A 17683-nucleotide genomic window follows, 5' to 3' on the forward strand; every position below is an offset into this window, starting at 1 on the left:
GGAAGTCCCCTTGGAAGGCGCGCCGAAGGAAGTCCCCTTAGGGCACGGCGCGGAGGAAGTCACCTTGGTGGACGATGCGGCGGCGACGGCACCCGCGGTCCCCGCGCGCTGGCACCGCCGGGTGCTGACGCTGGCGTTCCCGATCGTCCTCGCCAATCTCACGCAGCCGATTCTCGGCGCAGTCGACACCGCCGTTGCCGGCCATCTGGACGGTGCATCCTATCTCGGCGGCGTGGCGCTCGGCGGCCTGTTCTTCAACTTCGTGTTCTGGGGTTTCGGCTTCCTGCGCATGGGCACCACGGGCCTCGTCGCACAAGCGCATGGCGCGGACGACCATGCCGGGTTGCGCAATAACGTCGTACGCGCGCTGTTGCTGGCGGCGGCGATCGGCGCAGCGGTGCTTCTGCTGCAAGTGCCGATGATCGGCTATGCGTTGCGCGCGATCGGTGGCAGCGACGCGGTGCAGCGCCACGCACAGCTCTACTGCCACGCGCGCATCTGGGCCGCGCCGCTCGCGCTCGGCAATTATGTCGTGCTCGGCTGGCTGCTCGGTACGCAGAAGGTGCGGCTCGCGCTGCTCTCGCAAGTGTTCATCAACAGCGTGAACATCGTAGCGGTGCTGTTGTACGTGTATGTATTCGATTGGGGCGTGGCCGGCATCGGCGCGGCCACGGCCACCGCCGACGCACTCGGCTTCGTACTCGGCGCCGCATTGTTGTGGCACGGCAGGCCGCGCGGCCTGCCTGCACCGAGCCGCGCCGCCCTCTTCGACGCTGCGGCGCTCAAGCGTCTGGTGGTACTGAATCGCGATATCTTCGTGCGCACGCTCTGTCTGCTGTCGTCGTTCGGCTGGTTCGCGCATCTCGGCGCGAGGCAGGGTGACACCACGCTTGCCGCCAACGCGCTGCTGCTCAATTTTCAGACCTTCATGGCCTATGGACTCGACGGCTTCGCGCACGCTGCCGAAGCGCTGGTAGGCGCTGCGATCGGCGCGCGCGACCGGCACGCTTTAACGCAGGCCATCAAGGTGACGGCGCTGTGGTCCGCGCTCAGCGCACTGGGCTTCTCGCTGGTGTACTGGGGCGCGGGCTCATGGATCATCGAAGGTCTGACCAATCAGGCCGCGGTGCGCGCGACGGCCGAGACTTATCTGCCATGGGCCGCGCTCCTGCCGGTGATCTCCGTATGGGGTTTTCTGCTCGACGGCGTGTTCATCGGCGCCACTCGCACGCATGAGCTGATGACGTCGATGATGGTGTCGTTTGCAGTGTTCGTCGTGGCTTCGTGGGCCTTGCTGGCGCTGTACGGCAATCACGGTTTGTGGGCCGCCATGCTGATCTTCATGGCCGCGCGCGGCATAACCCTCGCGCGCTTTCTGCCAGGCGTCGTACGAGGCATGGCAGGCGTGGGCGCCTAGCCTTTGCGTCGGCGCCCGGTGTGCATGCGCCGGGGCTTCGCTTTCAATCCCAGCAGACGCTCAGGGCGCGGGGGCCATGACAGGCGGCCGGTCGTCGGTCGGTACGCCGTGGTAGTCGACGGGATCCTTCGGCGGCGGCCCGCCATGATGCCCGGAAGGATCGTTGGCACAGCCGGCGAGTCCGGCAGCCAGCATCAACGCAATCAACAAAACGCGATTCATAGACTCTCGATAAAGACAAAAACGGCAAAGAAGCGCCCAGAGTTTACCCGCAATTCGCATTCGACGATGTCGCGCGAGGCACCCCATTTCGTTACGCGTGCGCTACTATAAAGGCACGGTTACGTGTCATAGGAGACTGCCATGGACGCTGAATCGATCGCAGGTCTGATCGGACTTGCAATAGGTCTGCTCGTGCTGCTCGCCCTGTCGATTTTTGAGGCCAGAACCTACAGGCGCGAACACGACGGCGAAGGCATGCTGCATCACTGGATCACACACCAGCACATGCCGCACATGAACATGCCGCACTGGATGCGCCGCCGGCATTGAGGGGATAAATCGGCGCGTCGCTCTGCACAAAGGCGACGCGCTAACCTTCGACGGTGCGATTCTCGCGCTTGCCGCGTGTGTTGATCGCCGCAACGATCCTGCCACCAAGGACCGCCGAGCGCGCAGTGACGCGCAAGCTTATGCTGTCCGCTGCCGACGTCCGAGACCTTTTTTTCATCCCGACGCAATTCGTGATTGACTCTGGCACACAATGCCACGTAGAATCTCGGATTCGTCGGAGCGTAGCGCAGCCTGGTAGCGCATCTGATTTGGGATCAGAGGGTCGAAGGTTCGAATCCTTTCGCTCCGACCACGAAAAAGCAATACGAAACCCGCGTCGCCTCTGGCTTCGCGGGTTTTTGCTTTTGGGCTATCGGCGCCACGGGGTTCAAGCGGGTTCAAGCGGGCTCAAGCGGGCTCAAGCAAACTGATTGATGCTCGGCCTTGCGCCCGCATGAGCGCGCATGCGACAGTGATTGAAACCCGGCGCCGCTGTCCACGCCGCAACCAGAGTCAAGGAGGCACGCATGGATCTGATCCTCTGGCGTCACGCCGAAGCCGAAGATTTCGCCGCCAGCGATCTCGCCCGCGCGCTGACCACGAAGGGCCGCAAACAGGCGCAAAACGTCGCCAAATGGCTGCGCACCCGCCTCCCTGAGGACGCTGTGATCCTCGCAAGTCCCGCGGTGCGCACCATCCAGACCGCCGAAACCTTGAGCGACCAGTATCGCGTGGTGCGCGAACTCGCGCCCAACGCCAGCGCGGACGACGTGCTCAAGGCCGTCGGCTGGCCCAAAGGCATCTCACAGACCGTCGTGATCGTCGGCCATCAACCGACGCTCGGCCACGTCACCGCACGTTTGCTTGGCAATAGCGAAGCGAGTTGGCCGCTGAAGAAAGCTGGCCTGTGGTGGATCGAAAGCCGTGAACGCAACGGCGACGACCAGGCTGTGCTGCGCGCGGCGATGAGCCCCGACCTGATCTGAACCGGGCGCACAGCCTGGCGATCAAAGAGGTCCAACAACGCGCTCGAGCGCACCGGTCGCGCAGAAACAACACACGCCCTGCCCGGCCCGCGATATGACAGGCCGCGCGCACGCAGCTTACGGGCAGTCATCCAATCGTCATGGGTTTGCCATGCGAGCGTCACCCGGCGTTACTACATTGGCGAAAAAAGAAATCTCCCTTTTTTCGACCAGGACGCCACATGCGAGAACTGCCGACGCCCACCCTGCCCCTGGCTTCGATCTTCGAAACGCGCCGCCTGCCGCGCGCCGAAGAGACGGTCACCGCCCAGCATCGCCTGCAAGTGACGTGGGCACGCACCGACGAGCAACTGCGCGAGGCCCAGCGTCTGCGCTACCGTGTATTCGCCGATGAAATGGGCGCACGTCTGACGGGCCCTGCCGGCCTCGACGTCGATTCGTTCGATTCATACTGCGATCACCTGCTGGTGCGCGATCTCGACACGCTGAAGGTGGTCGGCACCTATCGCGCGCTGCCACCGCATCAGGCCGCCCGTATCGGACGCCTGTATGCCGAAAGCGAATTCGACGTGTCGCGTCTCACGCACCTGCGCGCGAAGATGGTCGAAGTGGGCCGCTCGTGCGTGCACCCGGACTATCGCAGCGGCTCGGTAATCATGTCGCTGTGGGCAGGGCTTGCCGCCTACATGAAGCACAACGGCTACGAAACGATGCTCGGCTGCGCGAGCGTCGCGATGGTCGACGGTGGCCACTACGCGGCGAATCTTTACTGCTCGCTGCGCGACAACGCGCTGACGGCGCCGGAATATCGGGCGTTCCCGCACACGCCGCTGCCGGTGGAAGAATTGCAAACCGGCGCCAACGTCGCACCGCCGCCGCTGGTGAAAGGCTATCTGCGCCTCGGTGCGAAGATTTGCGGCGCGCCGGCCTGGGATCCCGACTTCAACACGGCGGACTTTCTGACGCTGTTGCGCCTGACGGATATCAACGCACGTTACGCGCGGCACTTCCTCGGCGACGCGTCGCCGCGCTGATTAGCACGCAAACCCGCGCAAACCACCCGGCCAATTCAGCCGGCTGACGATGCGCGTAAAAAAAGCCCGGCATTTCCGCCGGGCTTTTCAATTACAACGCAGGATTCTCAATCGTCCGTGTAGACCACGCGATACGGGATGCCAACCTTCTCCCACTCCGCCGCCTCCTGGATCAGGCTGTAATCGGTCAGCGGGTTGTTAGCTACCCATTCGTTCGGCAGACGCACCTCGTAACCGCCATTGACCTGCGCGACCGCGATGCCCGGCAAGCCGACATCGGCACGCCGGCGGCACAGCAGCGCCGCGAGCCGCAGACAGAACAACAGCGGCCATTCCACCTCGCGCGTTTGCGACAGCTTGCCGAGCTTCCCCGCGTGGCCGAGCACCAGCGCGGCGAGCCGCGCCTGGTCGGTGCGCGAAAAACCCGGCATGTCGGCGTTGCTGGCGATATAAGCCGAATGCTTGTGATAAGCGCTGTGGGAAATCGACAGCCCGATTTCGTGCAAGGCCGCAGCCCAGCCGAGGAACATGCGATTCTCGGCGCGGCGCTCCTCATCCGGCTCGGCAAACTGGTCGTAAAAGCGCACCGCGAGTTCACCGATACGCCCGGCCTGCGCGCGGTCCACGCCATAACGGCGCATGAAACCTTCCGCCGTCACCGTACGCATGTCCTCGTGCTGCGAACGGCCCAGCAAGTCGTACAGCACGCCGAGGCGCAGCGCGCCATCTGTCGTATCGACGTAATCGACGCCGAGTTCGTCGAACACCGCCATCATGATCGACAGGCCGCCGGCCAGCACCGGAATGCGATCGGCCTTCAGCGCGACCAGCTTCAGACGATTGACGTTCTCCGCCTTGATCAGCGCGCGCTTGAGGCGCTCGAGGCCGCCGCGCGAGATGCCGTGCGTGACGCCCGCATCGTTGAAGCCGTTTGCCTCGACCAGCTCGGCGAGCGCCCGTGCAGTGCCGGACGAACCGATGGCTTGTTCCCAACCGGTTTTCTTGTATTCGGCGGAAATGATCTGGATTTCACGGCCCGCGGCGAGTTCGGCCTGGCGCATCGTGTATTCGTCGACATTGCCTGCGGGGAAGAACGCGCGGCTATGGCTCACACAGCCGATATACAGGCTCTCCATCTTGATCGGCGTGTAGTGCGAACCGATGATGAATTCCGTCGAGCCGCCGCCGATATCCACCACGAGACGCTTGCCCGCGCTCGCGGGCACGGAGTGTGCAGCCCCTGCATAAATCAGGCGCGCTTCCTCACGCCCGGCGATCACTTCGATCGGGAAGCCGAGCGCGGCTTGCGCCTCGCCGAGAAACTCGCCCGCGTTCTTGGCGATGCGCAGCGTGTTGGTGGCGACGGCGCGAACATGATCGGGATGAAAATCGCGCAGCCGCTCGCCGAAGCGCTTGAGCGCATCCCAGCCACGCACCTGCGAGGCGCGGTCGAGCATCTTGTCGCGCGACAGACCGGCGGCAAGGCGCACCGGCTCGCGCAATGCGTCGACCTGATAGATCTGGCTGCCGGCGTCGGTTTCCTCGACCCGGCCCACGATCAGCCGGAAGCTGTTCGAGCCGAGGTCGACGGCAGCAAGGAGTTGTGGAGTAGTGGCCATCGAGTAAGCGGACTCCATGCGCGCGTGCGCGGCGGCGTTGGATGCGGAAGGTGCCGGATATCCACTCGGCGCCTTGGGCGCCTTATGGCCAACCGCGCTGTTCAAAGACGCCATTCTAAGCGTAGCGGACCTCACGATGTCGCCTCGCAGTGATGGGGTGCCCTATGGTCCCATATGCACTGCGTCATAATTACGACACGCGACGAATACGGCGTACAATTTGTAAGACCTGAATGTCATAACAACGTCATCATACTGTGAGAATTTCCGAGCGTCTTTCTGTCTCCCCTCCTGACACTCCACTCTCGCTGCCGATGTCCATCCGCTACCCCTTATTGAATCGCGAGCTGGGCATTCTGGGTTTCAACGAGCGTGTGTTGGCACAAGCTGCCGACCCAGCCGTCCCTTTGCTCGAACGCCTGCGCTTCATCTGCATCACCAGTAGCAACCTCGACGAATTCTTCGAAGTCCGCATGGCCGGCCTGCAGGAACAGATGCGCGACAACCCCGGCGCGCCGTCGCCGGACGGTATGTCGTTGCAGCACGTGTACGACCTCGTGGTCGAACGCGCGCAGAGGCTCGTGCATCGCCAGTACACCATGCTGCACGACACGGTGCTCACCGCGCTCGAAGCAGAAGGCATCTATTTTCACGGCACTGAAGCGTGGAACGAAGCGCAGACCCAATGGGCGCGCAATTACTTCTTCGACGAACTGCTGCCGGTGCTCACGCCAATCGGCCTCGATCCGGCGCACCCGTTTCCGCGCGTGCTCAATAAGAGCCTGAACTTCGTCGTCGAACTGGAAGGCAAGGATGCGTTCGGCCGCCAGGCGATGATGGGCATCGTGCAGGCGCCGCGTGCATTGCCGCGGCTCGTGCGCATGCCACAGGAACTGTCGGGTTATCCGCATGGTTTCGTGCTGCTGAGCTCGTTGCTGCAGCGCTTTGTCGGCGAGCTGTTTCCGAATCTGGTGGTGCGCACCTGCAACCAGTTTCGCATCACGCGCAATAGCGAACTGTTCGTCGACGAAGACGAAATCACCAATCTGCGTGTCGCCTTGCAGGGCGAACTGCCGGCGCGGCATCTGGGCAATGCGGTGCGGCTCGAAGTGTCGGCGGACACGCCCGCGCATGTCGTGCGGCGCCTGCTCGACGAAAGCAGCCTGAGCACCAAGGATTGCTATTTCGTCGACGGTCCCGTCAATCTGGTTCGGCTGATGCAATTGCCGGAGATGGTGGACCGGCCCGACCTGAAGTTCGTGCCGCATATTCCTGCGATTCCGCCGCAGATCGCCAACAGCGCGAACATGTTCGACGTGATCGATCAGGGCGACGTGCTGCTGCATCATCCTTACGAGAGCTTTCAGCCGGTGCTCGAACTGCTGCTGCAGGCAGCTAAAGACCCGAATGTGGTGGCCATCAAGCAGACCATCTATCGCACCGGCACCGACTCCCCGCTGATGGACGCGCTGATGCAGGCGGCGCGCAACGGCAAGGAAGTGACAGTGGTGGTTGAACTGCTCGCGCGCTTCGACGAAGAAACCAATATCAACTGGGCGTCGCAGTTGGAAGCGGTGGGCGCGCATGTCGTGTACGGCGTGGTGGGCCACAAGTGCCACGCGAAGATGATGCTGATCGTGCGGCGTGTGTCGTCGGGCGGCAAGACCACGCTCAAGCGCTATGTGCACCTGGGCACCGGCAACTATCATCCGCGCACGGCGCGTCTTTATACCGACTTCGGCCTGATGACCGCCGATCAAAAGATCTGCGAAGACGTGCACCACGTGTTCCAGCAACTGACCGGCATCGGCGGTGAGCTAAAGCTGCATGAGTTTTGGCAGTCGCCGTTCACGCTGCACCCGAAACTGGTCGAGGCGATTCGCGCGGAAGCCGCTCACGCGCGCGCCGGCAAGAAGGCCCGCATTGTCGCGAAGATGAACGCGCTGCTCGAACCCACCGTGATTGCCGAGCTGTACGAAGCATCGCAGGCCGGCGTGAAGATCGATCTGATCGTGCGTGGCGTCTGTTCGTTGCAACCGGGTGTGCCGGGTTTGTCGGAGAACATCACGGTGCGTTCGATCGTTGGGCGCTTTCTCGAGCATCATCGCATCTTCTATTTCCACGACGACGGCAAGGAACTGGTGTATCTGTCGAGCGCCGACTGGATGGACCGTAACTTCTTCCGGCGTGTGGAAGTGGCGTTTCCGGTCAACAACCGCCGCTTGAAGCGGCGTGTGATTGCCGAAGGCCTGTCAGCGTTTCTCGGCGACAACCAGTCCGCCTGGTTGATGCAAAGCGACGGTCACTATCGGCGCCGGCGGCCGGGGAAATCCTCGCGCAATGCGCAGATGAGTCTGCTGGGGAAATTCTGTTCGTAAGTTCGCGCTTTTCTGATCATGCTCGCGCGCCGCTGAAGCGGCGACGCCCATGAAAAAAGCCCGCCTTGGCTACAGGCGGGCTTTGTTTCACGCCACTTTTGCTAGACCGGCGCCGGTTGCCGGCGCGCCGTGCGATACACCGGGAAGCGCACGGTGAAGGTGCTGCCACGTCCCTCTTCGCTCTTCACGTCGAGCTGAGCATCGTGCCGCTGCAGCACATGCTTGACGATGGCGAGGCCGAGGCCCGTACCGCCCGTATCCCGCGAGCGGCTGCGGTCGACGCGATAGAAGCGCTCGGTCAGACGCGGAATATCGGCTGCCGGGATCCCCAGGCCGCTGTCCGTGACCGAGAAAACCGCACTGCCGCCGTAGGTGTGCCAAGTCACCATGATTGCACCGCCGTCCGGCGTGTAGCGGATCGCATTGGTCACGAGGTTGCCAAGCGCACTGAGTATTTCCGTTTCCACGCCGGTGACAGTGAGCCCTTCGTCAGCGTCGAACACGATCTTGTGATGGTCGCTCGACAGGCTTGCCGCGTCGTCCTTCAGATGCCGCAACACCGCGCGCATATCGATCATCTGATCGCTCGGCGGCTTGTTGTCGCCTTCGAGCTTCGCGAGCACCAGCAAGTCATTGACGATATGACGCATCCGCGAGGCCTGCTGCTCCATCAATTCGAGGTAGCGTCCGCGCTCGGCTTCGCTCAACGGCAATTCCCGCATCGTCTCCAGAAAACCTGAGAGCACGGTCAGCGGCGTCTTCAGTTCATGCGAGACATTGGCGACGAAGTCTCGCCGCATCGCGTCGGTACGCTCCAGCTCGGTGATGTCTTGCGACAGCACCAGCTTGCGATTTGCACCGTACGGAAACACCTGCACCGACAGCACGTTCTGGCGCTTGTCGCCCATGCCGCGCATGATCAGCATCTGCTCGTAGCGCTGCGAATTCAGATAGCGCACGAAATCGGGATGACGCACCAGATGCGTGATGTGCTGGCGCAGATCGCGTTTCGCATCGAGCCCGAAATGAAGTTCGGAGATCGCGTTGCACCACTCGATCTGATCGTGGTCGTCGAGCATCGCCACGCCGTTCGGCGAAGCCTGGATCGCCTGGATGAAACGCGAATGCTGCTGCTCGACCTGCCGCACCTGCGCATGCCAGCGCTTCGCAAGCTTGTGCAGACGGTAGTAGATTTCGCCCCAGATGCCGGGAGCGCTCGGCACTTCACCGTAGACCGGTGCGTCGAGCAAGCGCCATAAACGCTGCTTGTGGAAGGTGCTGAAGAGGCTCTGCGCGAGCAGCATGACGATCGCGAGGACGAGCCCAGCCTTGACGTTCAGGAGTGCGCCGACGACCACGCACAGAACAGCCAGCAGCACGACCGACACGATGGAGCGCGCCCAGATGATGTTCATGTTCTAGCGATCGAAGAGGAAACCGTTCACGCCGGGATCTGAAAAACGCGGCGCTTAGCCAAACCGATATGGCAGATGTGGCGTATGCGACATTCACGGCGCGTGTGGCTCAAACACCGCCACTCGCGCTACCGCCAAGTCAGGCGCTCTTCGCGAGCCGGTAGCCGCTGCCGCGCACCGTCTCAATCATAGCATCGCACCCGGCCGGCTTGAGCGCGGCGCGCAGACGCTTGATGTGCACGTCCACCGTGCGCTCTTCGACGAACACGTGATCGCCCCACACCTGATCGAGCAGTTGCGTGCGGCTGTGCACGCGCTCCGGGTGCGTCATGAAGAAGTGCAGCAGGCGGAATTCGGTCGGGCCGAGGTCCAGCTTGATTTCGCTGCCTTCCGCATGGGCCGCTACGCGGTGCGTCGCCGGATCGAGCTTCAGACCGTTGATCGCCACCAGGTCCTCGGTCAGCTGTGGCGCGCGGCGGCGCAACACCGCCTTGATACGCGCCATCAGTTCCTTCGGCGAGAACGGCTTGGTGACGTAGTCGTCGGCACCGATTTCGAGGCCGAGCACCTTGTCCTGTTCATCGCCGCGCGCGGTCAGCATGATGATCGGAATGTGCTTGGTGCGCTCGTTGTTGCGCAGATCGCGAGCGAACGCAATGCCCGACTTGCCCGGCAACATCCAGTCGAGCAGGACGAGATCGGGCAGTACGTCGCTGATCAGGTTCTGCGCCTGCTCCGCGTTGTACGCGCGAATCGGGCAGTGTCCGGCGTGTTGAAGATTGACCGAAATCAGTTCGGAAATGGCGGGCTCATCTTCAATGACGAGAATGCTGCTGGGCATCGGCACCTCTGTTCCTTATATCTGGATTAACTGAGTGCTTCGCGTTCGAGCGCATCGCGCGACTTGTGCCGCACGTCGGTGCCCTTGACGATGTAAATGATGAATTCGGCAATGTTCTTCGCATGGTCGCCGATCCGCTCGATCGCCTTGGCGATGAACAGGAAGTCGAGGCCCACCGAAATCGAACGCGGATCTTCGGTCATGTACGAAATCAGCTTGCGAACGAAAGCGCGGAATTCTTCGTCGATCGCCTTGTCGTCGCGCATGATCTGCGCGGCGGCGACCGTGTCGAGACGCGCAAATGCGTCCAGCGCGCGGCGCAGGATCGACACCGCCATTTCTCCCGACAATTTGATTTCGGCGATATTGATGCTGCGCGAGGCGCCGTCTTCCATCAGACGCTTGGTGCGCTTGGCGATTTTTTCGGCTTCGTCGCCGGCGCGCTCGAGATTCGTGATGGTCTTCGAAATCGCGATCAGGAGGCGCAAGTCGCGCGCGGCCGGCTGACGGCGCGCGATGATGTTGCTGCACTCTTCGTCGATTTCGACTTCCATCGTGTTCAGGCGCTCTTCGGCCGCGATGACCTGTTCGGCGACTTCGAGGTCGAAGTTGTTGAGCGCGATCATCGCGTTGACGATCTGCGACTCGACCAGGCCGCCCATTTCCAGCACCTTCGAAGAAACGAGGTTCAGGTCGGCGTCGAACTGGCTGGACAGATGTTTATCGGACATGTCGTACTCCGTTGTTTTTGCGCGGCGGCTTAGCCGAAGCGGCCAGTGATGTAGTCCTCGGTTTCCTTGCGGACCGGCTTGATAAAGATCTTTTCGGTGTCGCCGAATTCGATCAATTCACCGAGGTACATATAGGCAGTGTAGTCCGAACAGCGTGCGGCCTGTTGCATGTTGTGAGTGACGATCACCACCGTGTAATCGCTCTTCAATTCAGCGATCAACTCTTCAATACGGCCCGTGGAAATCGGGTCGAGCGCGGAGCACGGCTCGTCGAGCAGCAGCACTTCGGGACGGATCGCGATACCGCGTGCGATACACAGACGCTGCTGCTGGCCGCCGGACAAACCGTAGCCGCTCTGGCCCAATTTGTCCTTCACTTCGTTCCACAGCGCGGCCTTGGTCAGCGCCCATTCCACGCGGTCGTCCATTTCCGAGCGCGGCAGCGTTTCGAACATCTTCACACCGAACGCGATGTTGTCGTAGATCGACATCGGAAACGGCGTCGGCTTCTGGAACACCATGCCGATCCGCGCGCGCAGCAGCGAAATATCGCGCTTGGAGGTCAGCAGGTTTTCGCCGTCCATCAGGATCTCGCCTTCGGCGCGTTGTTCCGGATAGAGCGCGTACATCTTGTTGAGCGTGCGCAGCAAGGTGGACTTGCCGCAGCCCGACGGGCCGATGAACGCGGTCACCTTGCCTTCGGGAATCCGCAGGTTGATGTTCTTCAGCGCGTGATACTTGCCGTAGAAGAAGTTCAGGTCGTTGATCTCGATCTTCGGACGCGACGGCGCTTGCGCCTGGCCGCTTTGGGCGGGATCGAAGCCGGCGGGCGCTGTCGGACGTGCGGTCGGATTGATTTGAGTTTCTGCCATATTCATCGGATTACACTCCGCCCTTACTTATTCGAAAAGATCGTGCGCGCGAGGATGTTCAATCCCAGCACCGCGAGCGTGATCAGGAAGACGCCGGCCCATGCAAGCGATTGCCATTGCGCAAACGGGCTCATTGCGAACTTGTAGATCGTGACCGGCAGGTTCGCAACCGGCTGGCCCATGTTCAGCGAGAAGAACTGGTTCGACAACGCGGTGAACAGCAGCGGCGCGGTTTCACCGGCAATGCGTGCAACGCCGAGCAGCACGCCCGTGACGATGCCGGCGATCGAAGCCTTCAGCGTGATCGACAGCACCATCTTCCACTTTGGCGTGCCGAGTGCGAAAGCAGCTTCGCGCAGGGCATTCGGCACCAGCTTCAGCATGTTCTCGGTGGTACGGATCACGATCGGAATCTGCAGCAGCGCGAGCGCGAACACACCGGCCCAACCGCTGAAGTGACCCATCTTTGCGACGACCAGCGCGTAGACGAACAGACCCACGACGATCGACGGCGCCGACAACAGGATGTCGTTGATGAACCGCGTGACACTCGCAAGCCAGCCCTTCTGACCGTACTCCGCGAGATAGACCCCCGCCAGAATGCCGATCGGCGTGCCGACGAACGTTGCGAGCGCAACCAGCATCACGCTGCCGACGATCGCGTTGGCGAGACCGCCGCCATCGGTGTTCGGCGGCGGTGTGGATTGCGTAAACAATTCGACCGACAAGCCGCCGATGCCGAGACGCAGCGTCGTATAAAGAATCCACACCAGCCACAACAAGCCGAACGCCATGGCCGCGAGCGACATGGTCAGCGCAATCGCATTCTTCGCGCGGCGGCGTCCTTGCAGACGCACGCGCATCGCTTCGAGCACGGCGGGGTCGTTCGAACCCGGCATATTCAAGGTGGGCCGGCTCATTTCGCGCCCTCCCCTTTTTCGAGACGAAGCAGCATGATCTTCGAGATCGCCAGGACGATGAAAGTAATCACGAACAGGATCAACCCGAGTTCCATCAGCGCCGACGTATGCAGGCCCGGATCCGCTTCCGCGAATTCGTTGGCGAGCGCCGAGGTAATACTGTTGCCCGGCGAAAACAGCGAGACGTTATCGAGCAGGTTGGTGTTGCCGATCACGAAGGTCACCGCCATCGTTTCGCCGAGCGCGCGGCCGAGGCCGAGCATCACGCCGCCAATTACGCCGCTCTTGGTGAAAGGCAGCACGATCTTCCACATCACTTCCCAGGTCGTGCAGCCGATGCCGTACGCCGATTCCTTCAGGAGGACGGGCGTGACTTCGAACACGTCGCGCATCACCGCGGCGATGTACGGAATGATCATGATCGCGAGAATGACGCCCGCACACAGAATACCGATGCCGATCGGCGCCCCCTGAAACAGCGCGCCGACGAACGGAATGCCGCCCAACACCGTGCCGAGGGGCTTTTCGAACCACGTCGCGAATATCGGGGCGAACACCAGCAGACCCCACATGCCGTAGACGATCGACGGGATCGCGGCGAGCAGTTCGATGGCGACACCGAGCGGACGGCGCAGCCATGCGGGCGCGAGTTCGGTTAGGAAAAGCGCGATGCCGAAGCTGACGGGCACCGCGATGATGAGCGCAATGAGCGAGGTCGCGATCGTGCCGTAAATGGGTACCAATGCGCCGAATTGCTTGCTAGGTGGATCCCAGTCGGCGGTCCACAGGAACGCGAGGCCGAACTGCTTGATCGATGGCATGGAGGCGACGATCAGCGACACGATGATGCCGCCGAGCAGCAACAGCGTGACGATGGCGGCGAGACGGGCAAGGCCGCCGAAAATGATGTCGCCGGTGCGGCTAGGCGCTTTCTGCTGCGACGCGCTGCCGGGCGGTGTCGACCTCGCCGCGCCAGACGCTAATTGGATATCGGACATGAGAGCCTGATGGACCTGTTTCCAGTTGCCGTATGACACTTATCGTGCGGCGGATGGTGCTGGGGTAATGCCATTGGCCGTCCTCGACTGAGGACGGCCAATGTGTCGCGAGATGCCTACTGCCTGTTACGTCGCTTATTCAGCGATCGGCTTGCCCGCAGCGTCCTTCACCTTCGACTTCCACTGCGTACGGATTTCCGACACAACCGAATCCGGCAGCGAGATGTAGTCCAGATCGTTCGCGGCTTGCGTGCCGTTCTTGAACGCCCAGTCGAAGAACTTCAGCGTTTCGGTACCTTGCGGCGCCTTGTCCTGCGTCGTGTGCAGCAGCACGAACGTTGCGCCGACGATCGGCCATGCGTTCTTGCCCGGCTCGTTCGTAAGGATCTGGTAGAACGACTTCGACCAGTCCGCGCCCGCTGCCGCTGCCTTGAACGTGTCAGTCTTCGGCTCGACCACTGCACCCGACGAATTCTTCAGCGCGACGTACGTCATGTGGTTCTGCTTCGCGTACGCCCATTCGACGTAGCCGATTGCGCCCGGCAGACGTTGCACGAAGGCGGCGACGCCGTCGTTGCCCTTGCCGCCCGTACCCGTCGGCCAGCTGACCGTCGAGCCTTCGCCAACCTTCGACTTCCAGTCAGCGTTGACCTTCGACAGGTAGTTCGTCCAGATGAAGCTGGTGCCCGAACCGTCGGCGCGGCGAACCACGGCGATGTCGGTATCCGGCAGCTTGATCTTCGGGTTCAGCGCAACGATCGCCGGATCGTTCCACTTCTTGATTTTGCCCAAATAGATGTCGCCGAGCACTTCGCCCGACAGCGTCAGTTCAGCCGCCTTCACGCCCGGCACGTTGATGACCGGCACCACGCCGCCGACTACCGTCGGGAACTGGAACAGGCCTTCCTTGGCGAGTTCCTCGTCCTTCAGCGGAGCGTCCGAACCGGCGAAGTCGACGGTCTTCGCGACGATCTGCTTCACGCCACCCGACGAGCCAATACCCTGGTAGTTGACCTTGCCGCCGCCCGACTTCTGGTAGGCGTCAGCCCACTTCGTGTAGATCGGCGCTGCGAAGGTGCTGCCCGCGCCGGTGATGTCTGCGGCTTGCGCGGCGATCGCGAAAAGCGCGCCAGCGACGCCAGCGAACACGGTTTGCATCAATTTCATGAGACCTCCAAGGGTGTGAGCGGTGTTAGCGAATAACATGAACACCGCGAAGCTTAGGGTCTCTTTGTGACAGTAACGTGACTAACCGTGAAACGGATGTGACAGTTTGATTACTGATATGAAAGGCGCCCGAGCGGACGAATTGCCGGTTTAACGGAGTTGCAGGCGTCGAACTGCAGATTAGACGAAAAAGATGGGGCGCGAACGTTTGCTTGCGGGTGCGGGTGCGGGTGCGGGTGCGGGTGCGGGTGCGGGTGCGGGTGCGGGTGCGGGTGCGGGTGGGGTGCGGGTGCGGGTGCGGGTGCGGGTGCGGGTGCGGGTGCGGCGCCGCGCAGGGAACGGCAGGATGGCGGTACGGGACGGCCTATTCAGAGCCGCCTCGTACCGCCATAGGCATGTGCAGCCTAGGCAGTAGCCTGCTTCACCGCCTCGGAGATCGTTTCGGCATGGTGAACCGCGTCGTCGACATTTTCCGCCTCCACCATCACCCGTAGAACGGGCTCTGTGCCCGAGGCGCGAATCAGCACGCGGCCGCGGCCGTTCAGCGCTTCCTCAGCCTTGCTGATGGCGCGGCGGATCGCGTCGCTGCCCTTCCAGTCCGCGCCGGGCTGCATCCGCACGTTGATCAGCTTCTGCGGGAACAGCGTGACGCCGTGGAGCAGTTCGGCGAGCGTTTTGTCGCTGCGCTTCATCGCGGCCAGCACCAGCAGGGCCGACACGATGCCGTCGCCGGTCGAATGGCGGTCAAGAGAGAGAATATGGCCGGAGCCTTCTGCGCCCAGTTGCCAGCCGTGGTCGCGCAACTGCTCGAGCACGTAACGGTCGCCCACCGCCGCGCGGACGAACTTCACGCCGGCTTCCTGCAGCGCGACTTCGACCGCCATGTTGGTCATCAAGGTGCCGACTGCGCCTTCGACTTTGCCGTCGGTCGCCATCCGGTCCTTGACCAGCACGTACAGCAACTCGTCGCCGTTATACAGGCGGCCTGCCGCGTCCACGACCTGCAGCCGGTCGGCGTCGCCGTCGAGTGCGATGCCGAGGTCCGCATGGTTCGCGCGCACTGCGCGCACCAGCGCGTCCGGCGCGGTCGCGCCGACGCCGTCATTAATGTTGAAACCGTTCGGCGCGACGCCGATCGGAATCACGTCGGCACCGAGTTCATGGAACACGTGCGGCGCGACGTCGTACGCGGCACCGTGGGCGCAGTCGACCACCAGCTTCAGCCCGCGTAAGTCGAACGCTGCCGGAAAGGTGCTCTTGCAAAATTCGATGTAACGTCCGGCTGCGTCGTCAAGGCGCCGTGCCTTGCCGAGTTGCTCGGAGGCCGCGCATGCGAGCGGCAGATCAAGTTGCTCTTCGATCTGCGATTCCACTTCGTCGGGCAGCTTGTTGCCGTCGGCGGAGAAGAATTTGATGCCGTTGTCGTAGTACGGGTTGTGCGACGCGCTGATCACGACGCCCGCGGCGAGCCGCAGCGCGCGCGTCAGATAGGCAATGCCAGGGGTCGGCATCGGCCCGGCCAGCATGACGTCGACGCCGGCCGCGGAAAAACCCGCTTCGAGCGCGGCCTCGAGCATGTAGCCCGACACCCGCGTGTCTTTACCGATCAGCACGGTGGGCCGTGCGCCCGACCTCGCCCAGCGGTCCGCGCCCGCGAGCACTTTGCCGGCAGCGTAGCCGAGCCGCAATACAAACTCAGGCGTAATAGGCCCTTCGCCAACCTTGCCCCGAATCCCGTCCGTTCCGAAATAACGACGTGCCATCTTTTATGTTCCTCCTTCGCTTTTGGGTTCAGCCACGCGCGCGGCCGTGGTTCGCCGCGTCGCGCATGGCCGCCCATACTTTCAATGCATCTACAGTTTGCGCGACATCGTGCACGCGCAGAATTGCCGCACCACGCTCGGCGGCACACACCGCTGCGGCGATGCTGCCCGCGACGCGCTCCGGCGCCGGGCGTCCGACGACCGCGCCGACCATCGACTTGCGCGACATGCCGGCGAGAATGGGGTACGGCGGCTCGGCCCGCGGCGCCGTGTCCGGCAGGTGCGCGAGCAGCGCGTAATTGTCTTCGACCACCGCCTTGCCAAAGCCAAAGCCCGGATCCACGCTGATCCGCGCACGGGCAATGCCCGCCTGCTGCAGCGCCGCCACCCGTTCTTCGAGAAACTGCCGAACCTCGCCCACCACGTCTTGATAGTCCGGCTCACGAAGTTGCATGGTCTGCGGCTCTCCGAACATATGCATCACGCACAAACCGCATTCGCTGTCGCGCACCGCGTCAACCGCACCGGGCATCCGGAAGCCCCAGATATCGTTGATCAGGTCGGCACCCGCGGCCAGCGCCCGGCGCATCACTTCCGGCTTGTACGTATCGATCGACAGCGGCACATTCGCGCCGCGCAGTTGTTCGATCAGCGGGATCACCCGTTCCAGTTCTTCGTCGAGCGGCACGGGCGGCGCTCCCGGGCGGGTCGACTCGCCACCGATGTCGATGATGTCCGCGCCGTCGAGCAGCATCAGTTCGGCCTGGCGCAGCGCATCGCCGCGCATCGCGTACTTGCCGCCGTCCGAAAAAGAATCGGGGGTGACGTTCAGGATGCCCATGACCAACGGGCGTTCAAAGGTCAGCTTGAAGCGGCCGCATTGCAGCGGTTCGGGGATGGGGAGAGAAGGAAATTCGACTTTCGACACGTAGTGGTCAATCACATAAAACGGATAAATGCAAAACGGGCCGGTGTGAAACACACCGGCCC

At 62.6% G+C, this 17683-nt stretch carries 16 protein-coding genes and 1 tRNA gene; 6 read left to right on the plus strand and 11 right to left on the minus strand.

All coding sequences use genetic code 11. The features are described 5' to 3' along the window. Positions 1-64: 64 nt before the first annotated feature. Positions 65-1417, plus strand: coding sequence for an MATE family efflux transporter (locus AYM40_RS14365; RefSeq protein ID WP_420488479.1), 1353 nt, complete (start codon positions 65-67; stop codon positions 1415-1417). A 60-nt stretch (positions 1418-1477) separates the two neighbouring features. Here the strand turns inward: AYM40_RS14365 and AYM40_RS41915 are convergent, their stop codons facing one another. Beyond that, positions 1478-1639, minus strand: a complete 162-nt coding sequence (locus AYM40_RS41915; RefSeq protein WP_181448377.1) for a hypothetical protein — start codon at positions 1637-1639, stop codon at positions 1478-1480. Between the two features lie 141 nt (positions 1640-1780). Here AYM40_RS41915 and AYM40_RS14370 point away from each other — a divergent pair, with 141 nt between their 5' ends. From AYM40_RS14370 to AYM40_RS14385, 4 genes are all read left to right on the plus strand, one after another. Further along, positions 1781-1969, plus strand: a complete 189-nt coding sequence (locus tag AYM40_RS14370; protein WP_063496803.1) for a hypothetical protein — start codon at positions 1781-1783, stop codon at positions 1967-1969. 236 nt (positions 1970-2205) lie between these two features. Next, positions 2206-2282, plus strand: a tRNA-Pro gene (locus tag AYM40_RS14375). 214 nt (positions 2283-2496) lie between these two features. After that, positions 2497-2955: a phosphohistidine phosphatase SixA gene (sixA, locus tag AYM40_RS14380; RefSeq protein ID WP_063496804.1), complete on the plus strand. Its 459-nt coding sequence runs from the start codon at positions 2497-2499 to the stop codon at positions 2953-2955. 221 nt (positions 2956-3176) lie between these two features. Continuing rightward, the gene (locus AYM40_RS14385; protein WP_063496805.1) at positions 3177-3989 is read left to right on the plus strand and encodes a GNAT family N-acetyltransferase; all 813 of its coding nucleotides are present in this window, start codon (positions 3177-3179) and stop codon (positions 3987-3989) included. Positions 3990-4096: 107 nt separating this feature from the next. Here AYM40_RS14385 and ppx read toward each other — a convergent pair whose 3' ends face one another. Next, the gene (ppx, locus tag AYM40_RS14390; protein ID WP_063496806.1) at positions 4097-5722 is read right to left on the minus strand and encodes an exopolyphosphatase; all 1626 of its coding nucleotides are present in this window, start codon (positions 5720-5722) and stop codon (positions 4097-4099) included. Positions 5723-5922: 200 nt separating this feature from the next. On the opposite strand from ppx, the gene ppk1 reads away from it, so the two are divergent. Further along, positions 5923-7986 carry a polyphosphate kinase 1 gene (gene ppk1 / locus AYM40_RS14395; RefSeq protein WP_063496807.1) on the plus strand — a complete coding sequence of 688 codons (2064 nt, stop codon included), beginning with the start codon at positions 5923-5925 and terminating at the stop codon, positions 7984-7986. Between the two features lie 101 nt (positions 7987-8087). Here ppk1 and phoR read toward each other — a convergent pair whose 3' ends face one another. From phoR to folP, 9 genes are all read right to left on the minus strand, one after another. Continuing rightward, a complete protein-coding gene (gene phoR / locus AYM40_RS14400) occupies positions 8088-9401 on the minus strand; it encodes a phosphate regulon sensor histidine kinase PhoR (RefSeq protein WP_063496808.1) in 1314 nt (437 codons plus the stop codon). Between the two features lie 139 nt (positions 9402-9540). After that, positions 9541-10242 carry a phosphate regulon transcriptional regulator PhoB gene (gene phoB / locus AYM40_RS14405; protein WP_028199153.1) on the minus strand — a complete coding sequence of 234 codons (702 nt, stop codon included), beginning with the start codon at positions 10240-10242 and terminating at the stop codon, positions 9541-9543. A 26-nt stretch (positions 10243-10268) separates the two neighbouring features. After that, a complete protein-coding gene (gene phoU / locus AYM40_RS14410; RefSeq protein ID WP_063496809.1) occupies positions 10269-10973 on the minus strand; it encodes a phosphate signaling complex protein PhoU in 705 nt (234 codons plus the stop codon). Positions 10974-11002: 29 nt separating this feature from the next. Next, positions 11003-11851 (minus strand): phosphate ABC transporter ATP-binding protein PstB, encoded by an 849-nt coding sequence (pstB, locus tag AYM40_RS14415; protein WP_063496810.1) that lies wholly within the window; start codon positions 11849-11851, stop codon positions 11003-11005. 17 nt (positions 11852-11868) lie between these two features. Then, positions 11869-12765 (minus strand): phosphate ABC transporter permease PstA, encoded by an 897-nt coding sequence (pstA, locus tag AYM40_RS14420; RefSeq protein WP_063496811.1) that lies wholly within the window; start codon positions 12763-12765, stop codon positions 11869-11871. Further along, on the minus strand, positions 12762-13763 hold the full coding sequence (gene pstC / locus AYM40_RS14425) for a phosphate ABC transporter permease PstC (protein ID WP_063496812.1): 1002 nt from the start codon (positions 13761-13763) through the stop codon (positions 12762-12764). Before pstC ends, pstA begins: the two co-directional genes overlap by 4 nt. Before the next feature lie 135 nt (positions 13764-13898). Next, positions 13899-14930 (minus strand): phosphate ABC transporter substrate-binding protein PstS, encoded by a 1032-nt coding sequence (gene pstS, locus AYM40_RS14430; RefSeq protein ID WP_063496813.1) that lies wholly within the window; start codon positions 14928-14930, stop codon positions 13899-13901. 404 nt (positions 14931-15334) lie between these two features. Next, positions 15335-16693, minus strand: coding sequence for a phosphoglucosamine mutase (glmM, locus tag AYM40_RS14435; RefSeq protein WP_063496814.1), 1359 nt, complete (start codon positions 16691-16693; stop codon positions 15335-15337). 28 nt (positions 16694-16721) lie between these two features. Then, on the minus strand, positions 16722-17621 hold the full coding sequence (gene folP / locus AYM40_RS14440; protein ID WP_063498021.1) for a dihydropteroate synthase: 900 nt from the start codon (positions 17619-17621) through the stop codon (positions 16722-16724). Between the last annotated feature and the right edge of the window lie 62 nt (positions 17622-17683).

It is taken from the genome of Paraburkholderia phytofirmans OLGA172 (genome assembly GCF_001634365.1).
Lineage (GTDB): Bacteria > Pseudomonadota > Gammaproteobacteria > Burkholderiales > Burkholderiaceae > Paraburkholderia.

Bases quoted from the DNA above. Each gene is read 5' to 3' on its own strand.
- sixA (WP_063496804.1), top strand. From the start codon at position 2,497: ATGGATCTGATCCTCTGGCGTCACGCCGAAGCCGAAGATTTCGCCGCC.
- AYM40_RS14370 (WP_063496803.1), top strand. From the start codon at position 1,781: ATGGACGCTGAATCGATCGCAGGTCTGATCGGACTTGCAATAGGTCTG.
- pstB (WP_063496810.1), bottom strand. From the start codon at position 11,851: ATGAATATGGCAGAAACTCAAATCAATCCGACCGCACGTCCGACAGCG.
- phoR (WP_063496808.1), bottom strand. From the start codon at position 9,401: ATGAACATCATCTGGGCGCGCTCCATCGTGTCGGTCGTGCTGCTGGCT.
- pstC (WP_063496812.1), bottom strand. From the start codon at position 13,763: ATGTCCGATATCCAATTAGCGTCTGGCGCGGCGAGGTCGACACCGCCC.
- phoU (WP_063496809.1), bottom strand. From the start codon at position 10,973: ATGTCCGATAAACATCTGTCCAGCCAGTTCGACGCCGACCTGAACCTC.
- pstS (WP_063496813.1), bottom strand. From the start codon at position 14,930: ATGAAATTGATGCAAACCGTGTTCGCTGGCGTCGCTGGCGCGCTTTTC.
- phoB (WP_028199153.1), bottom strand. From the start codon at position 10,242: ATGCCCAGCAGCATTCTCGTCATTGAAGATGAGCCCGCCATTTCCGAA.
- AYM40_RS14385 (WP_063496805.1), top strand. From the start codon at position 3,177: ATGCGAGAACTGCCGACGCCCACCCTGCCCCTGGCTTCGATCTTCGAA.
- AYM40_RS41915 (WP_181448377.1), bottom strand. From the start codon at position 1,639: ATGAATCGCGTTTTGTTGATTGCGTTGATGCTGGCTGCCGGACTCGCC.
- pstA (WP_063496811.1), bottom strand. From the start codon at position 12,765: ATGAGCCGGCCCACCTTGAATATGCCGGGTTCGAACGACCCCGCCGTG.
- ppk1 (WP_063496807.1), top strand. From the start codon at position 5,923: ATGTCCATCCGCTACCCCTTATTGAATCGCGAGCTGGGCATTCTGGGT.
- glmM (WP_063496814.1), bottom strand. From the start codon at position 16,693: ATGGCACGTCGTTATTTCGGAACGGACGGGATTCGGGGCAAGGTTGGC.
- ppx (WP_063496806.1), bottom strand. From the start codon at position 5,722: ATGGCGTCTTTGAACAGCGCGGTTGGCCATAAGGCGCCCAAGGCGCCG.